The organism is Shewanella sp. QJM3NY_23, from assembly GCF_056173105.1.
Map to the genome: position 1 here is coordinate 1,422,532 of NZ_CM149657.1, position 14,379 is coordinate 1,436,910.

Below are 14,379 nucleotides of genomic sequence, written 5' to 3' on the forward strand. Positions count from 1 at the left end.
CTAGCACCTTTTATTTTAGTCGCGCCTATGGGTTATTCGGTCAGCGCAAGCGCCACTTTAGAGCCGTTTGGTCGGCCAAGTGCTTGGCTAATTGTGTTGCCCGCCTCAATTAAACGCGGTAAATCAACGCCTGTTTCTATGCCTAAACCATGTAGCATGTAAACCAGATCCTCTGTCGCCAAATTACCCGATGCGCCTTTGGCATAAGGGCAACCACCCAGACCTGCGACCGAGCTGTCGATGACGCTCACCCCGGTTTCTAAACAGGCGAGAATATTAGCCAGTGCTTGACCATAGGTGTCATGAAAATGCAGCGCAAGTTTATCTACGGGGACTTTCTGGGCGACCGCCTCGATCATTTTACGGGCGTTAACGGGCGTGCCAACACCGATAGTGTCGCCGAGTGAGATCTCATAGCAGCCCATGTTGTAAAGACGTTCTGCCACGCGAGCCACTTCGCTCACGGCTATCTCACCTTCATAGGGGCAGCCTAAAACACAAGATACATAACCACGCACGGCGATGTTTTTGGCTTTAGCCGCCTCTATCACTGGGATAAAGCGCTCGATAGACTCCTCAATTGAACAGTTGATATTACGCTGGCTGAAGCTTTGAGAGGCTGCGCCAAAGATGGCCACTTCATCTGCGCCAGCGTCAAGCGCACGTTCCAGCCCTTTTAAATTGGGCGTAAGCGCGCTGTAGACCACGCCGCTGCGTTTACTGAGTTGCTTAAAAATGTCCGCCGAATCGGCCATCTGTGGTACCCATTTAGGTGACACAAAACTGCCCGCTTCGATGCGTTTTAGACCAGCCATGCCTAATTGGTCGATAAGGATAAGCTTGTCAGCCGTAGTGACTGCTTGCTCGTTTTGCAGGCCGTCGCGGGCGCCAACCTCAAAAAGGCTTACCTTGCTTGGGTATCTGCCAAGGCTAGTGGACATGATTAAGCCTCCTCACTAGCGCTGACATCGGCAAGCACTGCGCCATCACTGACCAGCTCGCCAGGCTCAAAGAAGAAGGCGGTAACTGTGCCATTAAACGGTGCTTCGATGGTGTATTCCATCTTCATCGCTTCCATCACCATTAAGCCTTGGCCTTGTTCAACTTCATCGCCTACTGCAACAAGATGGGTCACGATAGTGCCATTCATAGGCGCTTTAAGTTTATCTTCGCTGCTGCCTTGCTCTTCAAAAATTTCAGTCTGAATCGCGCGGTAATGATAGCTGCCTGAGGGTAAAAACAGCGTAAAATCATCACCTTCTCGGCTAACGGGGATCTTGCTCTTATGACCGTTAATCTCCGCATGCAGCAGATCTTGTTTTAGCTCACCGCTGAGCGTCAGTGTTTGATCGTTAAAATTGAGATAGTAGCTGTCACCCACTTGGCTGAGGGTTAAGTGCTGTATTTGATGTTGGTCGTCCAGCAGGGTGAGTTGATGAACGCCGCTGCGGTTAAGCCTAAAGCCACTCACTTGGCCCCAAGGCGAGTAGGGATCATTGCTATTGGTGGCGGTCAGTTTTGCCTGCTCTTTTTGCGCGCAAAGGTGGTATAGCGCGGCAAAGGCGAGGGCACTATTTTGCTCTTTGCTATTGTCAGCATCTAAATTCGTACCAATTAAGGTGTCGCCGTAACGCTCAATAAAGTCGGTGCTAAAATCGGCGTCGCTAAAGGCGTGATGCTCAGCGATATTGGCTAAGAACTCGATGTTATGTTTCAGGCCGCTGATTTGATATGACTCGAGGGCGTGCACTAAGCGTTGTAGTGCCCGTGGGCGTGACTCGTCCCATACGATCAGTTTGGCGATCATCGGATCGTAAAAGTTACTGATCACATCGTTTTCGCGAATGCCTGAGTCGATACGCACATAGCGGTTTTGCTCGGGTTCTCGCAGGAAGTTCAGTTTACCGCTGGCGGGTAAAAACGCATTTTGCGGATCTTCGGCGTAAATTCGCACTTCAAATGAATGTCCGTGAATACGCACTTCATCTTGGCTCAGTGGTAATTCGCTGCCACTGGCAACCATCAGCTGCCATTTTACTAAGTCTTGGCCTGTGACCATCTCAGTGACAGGATGCTCAACCTGTAGACGCGTATTCATCTCCATAAAGTAGAAGCTGCTCGCCTCATCGGTCGCGTGGGTATCGAGCAGAAACTCGACCGTACCGGCGCCGACATAATCAATCGCTTTTGCGGCAGCGACTGCGGCCTCACCCATGGCGCGGCGAAGGCTGTCGGTTAGACCGGGTGCTGGAGCTTCCTCAACCACCTTTTGGTGACGACGTTGAATAGAGCAGTCACGGTCGGAGAGATAGATACAGTTGCCTTGGGTGTCGGCAAACACTTGCACTTCAACATGGCGCGGCTGTCTTAGGTAACGTTCAATCAATAATTTATCGTTACCAAAAGACGATGCCGCTTCTCGGCGAGCCGAGTTAATCGCATCCAGTGCTTCTTTTTCAGACTCAACAATACGCATTCCTTTACCGCCACCGCCATAGGCCGCTTTGATAAGTTGCGGAAAGCCTATCTCTTTCGAGGCTTGAAGTAAGCTTGCATCGCTTTGATCGTCACCATGGTAACCCGGTACTAAGGGGACATTGGCTTGTTGCATGATGTTTTTGGCGGCGCTTTTGCTGCCCATGGCATCGATGGCGTCGGCGCCTGGGCCAACAAAGGTGATGCCTGCTTGTTCACACTGGCGAGCAAAGTCGGCATTTTCAGACAGAAAACCGTAACCCGGATGGATAGCCTGAGCGCCACTGCGCTTAGCGATATCGAGGATCAACTCGCCTTTAAGGTATGACTCACTCGGCGCGCTGCCACCTAAATAGAAAGACTCATCGGCCATTGCCACATGACGCGCGTCTTTATCGGCATCGGAATAGAGGGCAACAGTTTTAACCCCCATGGCATTGGCAGTCTTGATGATGCGACAAGCAATTTCGCCGCGGTTAGCAATCAGTAGTTTAGTAAACATAATTAGCGTACTCCGGGCTTGGCTTAGCAATAGGGTGTTGAGTTAGAACTGTTTTCATATCGCTTTCCAATCTGGGCTACGTTTATCGAAAAAGGCATTGAGTCCCTCTTGACCTTCGTCTGATACACGAATGCGGGCGATGCGCTCGCTGGTGTAGCGCAATGTATCGTCATCGATAACGCCATCTTCTAAGCGAGACAATAAGGTTTTGACCCATGCCATGCCTTGAGGACTATTGCTTAGGAGTGCTGTGATAATCGGCGCGGCTGCAGCATCGAGATTATCAGCTATCTCATGGATAACATTGAGCTTTAATGCCGTTTGGGCACTAAAGCGCTCGGCGGTTAACATATAGCGGCGCGAGGCGCGTTGCCCCATGGCGCGCACCACATATGGGCTTATCACCGCAGGAATGAGCCCGAGCTTGACTTCGCTTAAGCAAAAGCTGGCGTGCTCATTGGCGATAGCGATGTCGCTTGCGCAGATAAGGCCGAGCGCACCGCCAAAGGCGGCGCCTTGTACCAGCGCAATGGTCGGTTTAGGAAATTTATCTAATGTATGCATCAAGGTGGCTAGCTCATTGGCATCGGCCAGGTTTTGCTCAAAATCCATCTTAGCTTGTTTGCGCATCCAGTTAAGATCGGCGCCCGCGCTAAAGTTTTTACCATTGGCCTTGAGCACTAACACTTGGCAGTCATCATTGCTGGCAAAATGGTTTAGCGCTGCGATCATCTCGCGAATCATCACCTCATCGAAGGCGTTATGTTTATCGGCGCGGTTAAGCACCATCTCGCCGACGCCATGGTTTAAGGCGCAGCTGAGATATTGAAACCCTGTGTCTAACTTATTGTTTAAATGAATGTCTAGTGCTGTCTTGTCGGTCATGTTTGCATCCTTTGCCTACGTTGAGAAATCGAAGTTAATGGCCGCTTACATGCGGAACACACCAAACTTGGTTTCTTGAACCGGGGCATTTAAGGCGGCTGACAAGGCTAAGCCGACAACATCGCGTGTTTGCGCAGGATCGATAATGCCATCATCCCAGAGGCGAGCACTGGCATGGTAAGGGTGACCCTCTTTGTCATATTGCTCGACGATTGGCGCGCGAAATGCCGCTTCATCCTCACTCGACCACTCAACTCCTTTACGAGCGAGTCCATCACGACGAACCGTGGCCAATACGCCAGCCGCTTGTTCGCCACCCATCACAGAGATGCGCGCATTTGGCCACATCCACATCATAGTAGGTTCAAAGGCTCGGCCACACATGCCGTAGTTACCCGCGCCGTAGCTGCCGCCAATAATTACCGTAAATTTAGGCACATTAGCACAAGATACGGCAGTCACCATTTTGGCGCCGTGTTTGGCTATGCCTTCATGCTCATACTTTTTACCCACCATAAAGCCGGTGATATTTTGCAAGAACAGCAGCGGTATTTTGCGCTGGCAACAGAGCTCAATAAAATGAGCGCCTTTTTGCGCCGACTCGGAAAACAAGATGCCGTTGTTAGCCACAATACCCACGGGGTAGCCATGAATGCGGGCAAAGCCGCACACGAGCGTCGCGCCATAGTTGGCTTTGAATTCATCGAAATCAGAGTCATCGACGATACGGGCAATCACCTCTTTGACATCGAACGGCTTTTTAAGATCGGTGCCGACAATGCCGTAGAGCTCATTAATATCAAACTTAGGTGGTGTGGCTGGGCTTAATAAGCTTTCAATCTGTTTGTTGTGATTGAGGCGCGTGACGGCTTTGCGGGCAAGCTCGAGGGCGTGCTCATCGTTTTGCGCCAAATGATCCGCAACGCCAGAAATTTTGGTGTGCACTTCGGCGCCGCCAAGCTCTTCGGCCGAGACCTCTTCACCGGTTGCCGCCTTAACTAATGGCGGGCCAGCCAAAAAGATGGTGCCTTGCTCTTTAACGATAATGGACTCATCGGCCATGGCTGGTACGTAAGCGCCACCTGCGGTGCATAAGCCCATGACCACCGCAATTTGAGGAATGCCTAATGCTGACATTTGTGCTTGGTTATAGAAGATACGCCCAAAATGATCGCGGTCCGGGAACACTTCATCTTGGCGTGGTAGGTTAGCGCCACCCGAATCGACCAAATAGATGCAGGGTAGATGGCAACGCTTAGCAATATCTTGCGCTCGTAGATGCTTTTTAACGGTCAGCGGATAGTAAGTGCCGCCTTTAACCGTGGCATCGTTGGCTATCACCATACATTCGACGCCGCTGACTCTGCCAATGCCGGCGATGATGCCTGCTGCGGGCACCACATCGTCATACACCTCATAGGCGGCAAATTGCGATATTTCTAGAAAAGGCGAGCCAGAGTCGAGCAGTTTCTCGACGCGTTGGCGAGGCGATAACTTGCCGCGAGCAAGATGACGCTCCATAGCGACAGCACCGCCACCTTGTTCAATTTCAGCGAGTTTGAGTTTGAGATCGGCGACGACACTCGCCATCTGTTGCTGTTTGGTTTTGAACTCATCGCTGCGGGGATTGATTCGACTACTCAGTTGCGTCACGTCAATGTTCCTTTTGTAAACTGTGATGGTATCTGATGAGGCATTAGCCCTCATCAAAGGCCGAGAAGTGGCTCGGCCATCGATAAGCGATTAACTATTTAGATTCGTTAAACAGTTCTCGGCCAATCAGCATGCGGCGAATTTCCGAGGTGCCTGCGCCAATCTCATATAGCTTGGCATCACGCAGTAAGCGGCCTGTCGCGTACTCGTTGACGTAACCGTTGCCGCCGAGCAGTTGAATGGCATCGAGCGCCATTTTGGTGGCAAGTTCCGCCGAGTAGAGAATCGCGCCAGCGGCATCTTTGCGGGTGGTTTCACCACGGTCGCAAGATTTAGCAACGTTATAGATATAAGATTTTGCCGCGTTCATGCCGGTATACATGTCGGCTAATTTGCCCTGAACCAACTGGAACTGACCGATAGATTGACCAAACTGCTCACGCTCGTGGATGTAGGGCACCACAATATCCATGCAGGCAGTCATAATGCCAAGTGGGCCGCCAGACAGGACTACTCGCTCGTAATCTAGGCCGCTCATCAGCACTTTTACGCCGTTATTGAGGCCGCCTAAGATGTTCTCTTCTGGGACTTCACAATCTTCAAATACCAATTCACAGGTGTTTGAGCCGCGCATGCCGAGCTTGTCGAGTTTTTGTGCCTGACTAAAGCCTTTAGAGCCACGCTCGACGATAAACGCCGTGATCCCGTGTGGGCCCTTATCTAGGTCAGTTTTAGCGTAAATCACGTAAGTGTGGGCGTCAGGCCCATTGGTGATCCACATCTTGTTGCCATTGAGGATATAACGATCGCCCTCTTTGCGCGCATGCAGTTTCATTGAAACTACATCGGAGCCCGCATTGGGCTCACTCATGGCTAAGGCGCCAATATGCTCGCCGCTCACCAGCTTAGGCAGATATTTAGCCCTTTGCTCGGCGTTGCCGTTGCGATTAATTTGGTTAACGCACAGGTTAGAGTGCGCGCCGTAGCTCAGGCCAATAGACGCCGATGCACGCGAAATCTCTTCCATCGCTACCACATGCGCTAGGTAGCCCATGTCGGCGCCGCCGTACTCTTCAGGCACAGTAACGCCTAACAAGCCCATGTCACCGAGTACGGGCCAGAGCTCATTAGGGAAGGCATTTTCCGCATCAACCTTAGCGGCGATAGGGGCGATTTCATTGGCGGCGAAACTGTGTACTGCATCACGCAGCATGTCGACATCTTCACCGAGACCAAAATTGAGAGAGGAGTAGAGTTGAGTCATTGTTATATCCTACAGGTCTGATTTTTATAATTATTATATTTTTTAGTATTGGTTTTTTTTCGTAATCTTTTATTGCTTATCAACGGCTTGTGTTAATTGGGTATGGTGTATGCGTCCAAGGTTATTGTTGTTGCAGCTCTAGTGCTGCGCGGCATTGTTGTTCGGCAGAATTGAGCTCCATCAATACCACCTTGATGTCGTCCATCTGCTGCTGCAGTGCTGACTTTTTCTCTTCGACGAGATCGAGCATGGTGTGTAGCTGGGTGCTGCTATTTTTGTCGGCGTCATAAAGCTCGAATAAACGGCGGGTTTCGGCTAGAGAAAAGCCGAGGCGCTTACCGCGTAAAATCAGTTTTAGACGCACTCTATCTTTGAGGCCATAGATACGGGTTTGCCCACGGCGCTTAGGCTTTAGCAACCCTTGATCTTCATAAAAGCGGATACTACGGGTAGTAATATCGAACTCTTTTGACAGATCGCTAATAGAATAAGTTGTCTGTGTGGTGTGTTTGTCGCTCATCAAAAAATACCATAACAATTAACATTGCTAGAACGATATATGAAGTTTACGTAAAGGTAAAGATTTTAGGCGGTAAAATGTACGTATCACGTATAAGTAAACTATTAAGCCTTTTGGTAACAGGTGGTTAGATTGTTTAGCGGATGCCCATTATGCAAAGGTCTAATGGGCAAAGGCGTGTCGTGTCTCATAATGCTATCAACTGGCCCTCGTTGTATCACGAGGCAAAACACAGAGTGAGCGGCAACCGATATGGGCGATAGCCCATGTCATTCGGGGAGAGGCAAATGAAGGCGTTACATAACCAATTACACCAACAATCTATTGAGCAGCCAGACGCATTTTGGGCGGATGCTGCCGCTGCGCTTGACTGGGATAAACCCTTTGACAAGGTACTAGATGACAGTCAAGCGCCTATGTATCGCTGGTTTAGCGGTGGCGAAATTAATACCTGTTATAACGCCGTTGACCGCCATGTGGAGGCGGGGCGCGGCGAGCAAGTGGCGATTCAATATGTCAGTCCGATAACCGATATTGAATATGGTGTTACTTATGCTGAACTGCAAGCTCAGGTGAGCCGTCTGGCAGGGTATATGGCAAGCCAAGGGGTGAGTAAAGGCGATAGAGTGATCATCTATATGCCGATGATCCCAGAAACGGCCTATGCCATGTTGGCTTGTGCGCGACTCGGTGCAATCCATTCGGTGGTGTTTGGTGGTTTTGCGGCCAATGAGCTGGCGACGCGTATTAATGATGCTAAGCCGAAAATGATCTTATCGGCATCTTGTGGTATCGAACCTTCGGGCGTGGTGGCATATAAACCCTTACTCGATGATGCCCTGAATCAAGCGACCCATCATGTGAACCAATGCCTTATTCTCAATCGTCACCAACTGCATGCGGATTTAGTTGATGGCCGTGATGTGGATTGGCAATCTGCTATGGTCGATGCGCCTAATATTGGTTGTCAGCCTGTGGAGGCGACCGATCCCTTATATGTGCTTTATACCTCTGGCACCACTGGTCAACCTAAAGGTGTGGTGCGTGACAACGGCGGCCATGCGGTGGCGCTGGCGTGGTCGATGAAAAATATTTACGACATACATACCGGCGATGTGTTTTGGGCGGCATCGGATGTCGGTTGGGTGGTGGGGCACTCCTACATAGTGTATGGGCCACTGTTAGCCGGAGCTACCACCTTGTTGTTTGAGGGCAAGCCTGTCGGCACGCCGGACCCCGGTATTTTCTGGCGAACTATTGCTAAATATCAGGTGAAGAGCTTCTTTACTGCACCGACCGCGATTCGTGCCATTAAGCGCGACGATCCTGATGGCGATTTTATAAAAGATGTTGATTTAAGTTGTCTACAAACGGTGTTTTTAGCGGGTGAACGCTGCGATCCCGATACCTTACATTGGGCCGAGCACAAGCTGAACAAACCGGTTATCGATCATTGGTGGCAAACCGAGACTGGCTGGCCAGTAGCCGCCAACATGATGGGCACTGCACCTGTACCCGTTAAGGCGGGCTCCCCTGCATTAGCGGTGCCGGGTTATGACGTGCAAGTGGTTGATGAGATGGGCGAGCGCGTTGCGGCTAATCAAACGGGTAATGTGGTGATAAAGCTGCCACTGCCACCCGGCACCTTGGCGACACTATGGCAAAATGAGGCGCGATATAAAGAAAGTTACTTGTCTATGTACCCAGGTTTCTATCTCACTGGTGATGCGGGTTATATGGATGAAGAGGGATACTTGTATATTATGAGTCGTATCGACGACATCATTAATGTCGCCGGCCACCGTTTATCGACCGGCCGTTTTGAAGAGGTGTTATGTCAGCATGAAGCCGTGGCTGAAGCGGCGGTGATCGGTGTTGACGATAAGCTTAAAGGGCAGGTGCCGCTGGGGTTGGTGGTGCTTAAAAAAGGCTGCACCTTAAGTGATGAGCAGCTGCATAAAGAACTGACAGCCCTTGTGCGCGAGCAGATTGGCCCTGTGGCCGCGTTTAGGTTAGTCAGTGCCGTGCCTAAATTACCTAAGACACGCTCGGGTAAGATTTTACGCGGTACTATGCGTAAAATTGCCGATAATCAGACCTTTAATATGCCAGCGACCATTGAAGATCCTTATACATTAGAGCTAGTGCGTAATGTATTAACCCGGATGGGCTATGCCGATGCCCATGTGTAAGGCTCGCGATTAAGCTTGTATGAAAAGGGCCTTCTGGCCCTTTTCATTTTAAGTCATACTGCTATCATTTCAGCGTTACTCATTACTAAGCTGCTCACGACTTATATGTCATCTCAAACGCAATGCCTTAGGTGTAGGCGATGTGAGTTTGGCTACATTGCATTTATTTACAAAAGCCAAGTGTGATGAAAATCGTTAGGGCTTACACTTAACTGAAACTGCCTGCCGCTGCACGCCATCACAGCATGCTATCGCAGTAGCCAATCACTGTACTTTATTCAGCCTGTCGTCGCCGTGAAAAAGAACATTTGCTTGGAGCAACTGTCAATGCATTGCCGCTAATAAAGTCTTGTTAACGGCTAAATTACATTCGTCATTTGACCTTTTTTTTACTTTCGTAAGCATAACATGCTGATTATTGTCTCTCAGTATGGAAGCCAGTTATGGCCTTATTGACTAAACCTTTACTTGCAAGTGTTAACGAGTTCTCAAATGCGAACGAAAAACCGGGTGCAGTAGACAGCCCTAATGGCGGAGCTATTGCGCTGACGCCTGCGCGGCTTATCTTATTAGTGTCGTGTTATTTTTTTCTGGTGCTTAATGTGGCCTTGTTGGTCAAGCTCTTTGGCATACTAGAAGGGTTGAGTGACGTTAACCTAGGGTTTGTGTTAAGCATTCCGCTGTTTTTTATTGCAGCCTTTAATGGGATTTTTAGCCTGTTGACCGTGTTTCGGTGTGAAAAATGGTTGTTGGTACCTCTGATCATTATCTCGTCGCTACTGAGCTATGCCATGTATAACTACGGCACCATTGTCGATCGCGACATGCTGGTCAATGTGATGCAAACTAACTCAGGTGAAGCCAAATCTTATTTCACGCTCAGCGCTTTATTATGGTTTGTGTTTACCGGGTTGTTGCCTGCAGTGCTAATTGTGAAATTGCCTATTCGGCGCAGCACCATTTGGCGTGAGTTGGCGATGAAGTTGGTCTCTATTGTGATCTCTTTGTTGGTGATTTTGGCGATTGCAGCTCTTTACTATAAAGACTATGCCTCTGTGGGCCGCAATAACCATTACCTTAATAAGATGATCATTCCCACTCATTTTAGCCATAGCCTTTATGGTTATCTTAAATCAACCTATTTTACCCTTCCTAAGCCGTATCAAATGTTAGGTGAAGACGCCACATTAACCGCTAAGTCTTCGGCGAGTCGTAAACAGGTCATGGTGTTGATGGTCGGTGAGACGGCACGTGCGGCTAATTTTCAACATGGTGGTTATGAGCGTGACACCAATGCATTTACTAAGCCGTTAGGTATCACCTATTTTCAGGATGTCTCTTCCTGTGGTACGGCGACGGCCATTTCGGTGCCTTGTATGTTCTCGCGTCAATCTCGGCAGGAATTTTCAGGTAGCGACGCCGAAAACCAAGATAACTTAATGGATATCATCCACAGGGCGGGGATCAATACTGTGTGGTTAGAAAATGACGGCGGTTGTAAAGGGGTTTGCGCTCGTATTCAGACGGTAGAGTTTAAACCTGATGCAAATAATCCCGTGTGTGATGGCGACTATTGTCAGGATCAGGTGTTATTAGAAGGGTTGCAGGAGCAGCTCAACAAGCTCGATGCGCAGCAGAGCGTGATAGTGCTGCATATGGTGGGCAGTCATGGTCCCACTTACTACAAACGTTATCCTCAAGCATTTGCGCATTTTCAACCCGATTGTCAGCGCAGTGACATTCAAAACTGCGATGCAAGGCAGTTAAATAATACCTATGACAATACCTTGTATTATTCTGATTACATTATTGCTCAGGTAATTGAGCAATTACGTCAACGTCAAGATTTGGATACTGGCTTACTGTATGTGTCTGATCATGGTGAGTCGCTCGGGGAGTCGGGCATGTACTTGCATGGGATGCCCTATGCGCTGGCGACGACAGAACAAACCCATGTCCCTATGCTGACCTGGTTTTCAGACACCTTTGCCGCCGATAAACAGCTAGATGAAAGCTGTTTAACTAGGCTGGCTCAGCAAGAGGGATATTCTCATGACAATCTGTTTGACTCCATGTTGGGTTTACTGGATGTATCGACCCAGGTTTATCGACCCCAGCTGGATATTTTTAATGTTTGTCGTCAGGATAAAGCCTTATCGTCAATCTCGTTAGCGGCAAAGTAGATGGTGGCTTGGGTGCCGCTGTTCTCTGGGGATGATAAGATGAGTCGCCAGCCTTGATGTTCACAAATCCGCTCTATAATTGCCAACCCCAAGCCATAGCCTGCGGGGTTGGCCACATTAACGCCGCGTTCTCGCGCCTTGATTTGTAGCTCGTCGCTCATGCCGCTGCCAGTATCAGATACGCGCAGGTAATGTGCAGTGATGGTGACTGTAATGCCGCCGCTAGCTGTGTGCTGTATGGCATTACGCAATAGATTATTTAACACGGCAACCATCATGTTAGCGGGTTGAGGCGGGGCTTGTTCGACCACCTCTAAAGTTAACTGCAAGCCTTGGTTATCGGCCAGTGGCTGCCAATGGGCTAATTGGGCGGCTGCGAGTTTGGCTAATGGGCTGAGCTCGTTATTACCCGACAGTGAATCTGGCGTGCGCGATAACTGTAAAAAGAGCTCAGTCTGCTGTTGCATTTGCCCAAGCGCCCCGTCTATACGTTGTAATTGGCGGGCTATGGCGGGGGGGACTTCACTTTCAGCCAGCATATCTAGTGCGCCTCGGATCACCATCATAGGTGTGCGTAATTCATGGCTGGCGTTGGCGGCAAATTGCTGCTCTCGCAGTAAGAGCTCGTTCACTTGCAATACATAATGATCGAAACTGCGTGCCAGTTGGCCGGTTTCATCATTGGGGTAATGTAGTTCGAGTCGATTGCCCGTTTGTTGCGGCAGGTTGGCCACCTCGCTTGCCAGTTGCGATACTGGCTGTAAGATCTGTCGGCTTAAATGTCGAGATAAACCAAAGCCGAGCATCCACACCAGTAAGACGCCAAAGCTGACCCCTATAAACACCAACAGCTCATAACGTTCAAATTCACTTTGATCCTGCACTAACACATGTTTCCAACCAAGCTCATTACGTACGAATAAGTTATAGGCCTTGTTGGGGAGCAGTATTTCATGTCCGCCTTGGGGATAATCCCGAAAGGCTTCGGGTAACAGGTTTTGATCGTTTTTGGGCAGTTTGTAGTAAACCGTATCGGTCATAGGTAACACCAGCGGCTCCGTAACGCCCTGATGATGACTAATGAGATCGGTGAGGTCGCTCTGCAAATGGTTATAAAATAGTGTGTCTTCAAACCAGAATACCAGCAATAGCATACCAGCTGCTGCTAACGTGCTAATCGAGACTATCACCAAATTAAGTGCCAGTTGCAGCCGAGATTTAATGGTTAGCCGCATCGGTATCCTCCTTGGCGGCTAAGCAATAACCTTGACCATGTACGGTATGCAGTAATGGGTAAGCAAAAGATTTATCAATTTGATTACGCAGTAAATAAATATGCGATTTTAGGGTGTTCGAGTCAGGTGGGTCATCGGCCCATAACTGATTAGTTAAGGTGTCGCGACTGACGACATGTGGCGAATGGCGCATTAATATTTCTAGTATTTTTAAGCATTTAGGATTTAGCTTGAAGATGTGACCATTGCGACTGGCTTGAAGGCGGTCGAGATCCAGTGTCAATTCGTCTACTTGAAGCTGGCGTACCTGTTGTTTTTGAGTGCGTTTCAGTACTGCCTGAATACGCGACCATAATTCGGGTAAGGCAAAGGGTTTAACTAAATAATCATCGGCTCCGGCATCAAAACCGTGCAGTTTGTCGTCTAGTGTGTCACGGGCGGTGAGCATCACTATGGGTAACATGTTTTGTTCTGCGCGTAATTGCTGACACAAGGTTAAGCCATCTAGCCCTGGCAGGGATAAATCCAGCACCAATAGATCGTATTCTTGCTGTCTTATCTGATTAAGCGCGGCAGTGCCATTATAAAATGCATCAACCACACAGTGTTTCAGTGTTAAGTAATCCACTATATTGACTAAAATATCGGGATTGTCTTCTACTACAAGTATCCGCATATGTACTTCTCAGTGAGTGGCAGAGCGAGCCGTGACAGTGTTAGGGATATCGGGTTTGGGGTAACGCTGTCGCTTTTAGGGCAATGCCCATTGTTGACTGCCAACCGTAAAATGGTAACGATGAGATGATTGCAGCCTAAGTGGCAATGAGTCTATAAAGTTACTCCATTATGTCAACTGCTTAGTCGAAATGAGATCAAGTGATATTGTGCTTATTATCTGGCGTGATCCCCTGCACGGTAGCACAGTGAGCTAAAGGCGGTGGGAGAGAGTGTGATCTGTAAGCATAAATCGATATCTTTATCTGCGTATGTCAAAAAGCGCAACGGGGTACCACTTGGCGCGTCAGGTTCGATGCGCAATATGTTGCAACGTTCATTGGGGGCAGGCGGCTTTCATCTCTTTTGGCACTATTGGAATCCGATATGGGGCTATTACTTATCTCGATACGTGATGAAGCCTTTAAGCCAATTTATCCCCAAAGGATTGGCTTCGGTTGTGACGTTTAGCGTCAGTGGTACACTGCATGATGTAGCCGTTATGTTGGTCACGTGGCAGTTGATTTTCTTTTTTACCCCATGGTTTACATTGATGGGGATTATAGTGATAGTGTCTAAGCAGTTTAAATTGTCATACGCCAGTTATCATTGGATGGTTAGGGCTTGTTTTAACATGGTATTTGTTGGCGGCAGTCTACTGCTTGTCCGTTGGGGTCAACACATTGCGTCGAGTTAACTGTCTTTACACGCGAGTCAGTTTTTATGTGTTGTCGCCAATATCGAAGGTTGAAAATA

Annotated in this window: 11 protein-coding genes; 3 read left to right on the plus strand and 8 right to left on the minus strand. The window is 49.0% G+C overall.

All coding sequences use genetic code 11. The features are described 5' to 3' along the window. Positions 1-32: 32 nt before the first annotated feature. From AC0VXX_RS06575 to AC0VXX_RS06600, 6 genes are all read right to left on the minus strand, one after another. Positions 33-941, minus strand: a complete 909-nt coding sequence (locus AC0VXX_RS06575) for a hydroxymethylglutaryl-CoA lyase (protein WP_475516441.1) — start codon at positions 939-941, stop codon at positions 33-35. Positions 942-943: 2 nt separating this feature from the next. After that, entirely contained in the window at positions 944-2,977 is a 2,034-nt protein-coding gene (locus AC0VXX_RS06580) for an acetyl/propionyl/methylcrotonyl-CoA carboxylase subunit alpha (RefSeq protein ID WP_475516442.1), read from the minus strand. 54 nt (positions 2,978-3,031) lie between these two features. Then, on the minus strand, positions 3,032-3,862 hold the full coding sequence (locus AC0VXX_RS06585; protein ID WP_475516443.1) for an enoyl-CoA hydratase-related protein: 831 nt from the start codon (positions 3,860-3,862) through the stop codon (positions 3,032-3,034). A gap of 45 nt (positions 3,863-3,907) precedes the next feature. Next, on the minus strand, positions 3,908-5,515 hold the full coding sequence (locus tag AC0VXX_RS06590; RefSeq protein ID WP_475516444.1) for a carboxyl transferase domain-containing protein: 1,608 nt from the start codon (positions 5,513-5,515) through the stop codon (positions 3,908-3,910). 94 nt (positions 5,516-5,609) lie between these two features. Then, positions 5,610-6,779: an isovaleryl-CoA dehydrogenase gene (locus AC0VXX_RS06595; protein ID WP_475516445.1), complete on the minus strand. Its 1,170-nt coding sequence runs from the start codon at positions 6,777-6,779 to the stop codon at positions 5,610-5,612. A 121-nt stretch (positions 6,780-6,900) separates the two neighbouring features. Then, positions 6,901-7,299, minus strand: a complete 399-nt coding sequence (locus AC0VXX_RS06600; protein WP_475516446.1) for a MerR family transcriptional regulator — start codon at positions 7,297-7,299, stop codon at positions 6,901-6,903. 287 nt (positions 7,300-7,586) lie between these two features. Between AC0VXX_RS06600 and AC0VXX_RS06605 the strand changes: the two genes are divergently transcribed. Both AC0VXX_RS06605 and AC0VXX_RS06610 read left to right on the plus strand, forming a co-directional pair. Next, complete coding sequence (locus tag AC0VXX_RS06605; protein WP_475516447.1) at positions 7,587-9,491, plus strand: propionyl-CoA synthetase; 1,905 nt, start codon at positions 7,587-7,589, stop codon at positions 9,489-9,491. Between the two features lie 443 nt (positions 9,492-9,934). Beyond that, on the plus strand, positions 9,935-11,674 hold the full coding sequence (locus AC0VXX_RS06610) for a phosphoethanolamine transferase (protein WP_475516448.1): 1,740 nt from the start codon (positions 9,935-9,937) through the stop codon (positions 11,672-11,674). Here the strand turns inward: AC0VXX_RS06610 and AC0VXX_RS06615 are convergent. Continuing rightward, the gene (locus AC0VXX_RS06615) at positions 11,632-12,909 is read right to left on the minus strand and encodes a sensor histidine kinase (RefSeq protein ID WP_475516449.1); all 1,278 of its coding nucleotides are present in this window, start codon (positions 12,907-12,909) and stop codon (positions 11,632-11,634) included. The two genes, AC0VXX_RS06610 and AC0VXX_RS06615, sit on opposite strands and share 43 nt — an antisense overlap. Beyond that, positions 12,893-13,585 carry a response regulator transcription factor gene (locus tag AC0VXX_RS06620; RefSeq protein WP_475516450.1) on the minus strand — a complete coding sequence of 231 codons (693 nt, stop codon included), beginning with the start codon at positions 13,583-13,585 and terminating at the stop codon, positions 12,893-12,895. Before AC0VXX_RS06620 ends, AC0VXX_RS06615 begins: the two co-directional genes overlap by 17 nt. Positions 13,586-13,858: 273 nt before the next feature. Here AC0VXX_RS06620 and AC0VXX_RS06625 point away from each other — a divergent pair, with 273 nt between their 5' ends. Beyond that, positions 13,859-14,320 carry an acyltransferase gene (locus AC0VXX_RS06625; RefSeq protein ID WP_475516451.1) on the plus strand — a complete coding sequence of 154 codons (462 nt, stop codon included), beginning with the start codon at positions 13,859-13,861 and terminating at the stop codon, positions 14,318-14,320. Positions 14,321-14,379: the final 59 nt, after the last annotated feature.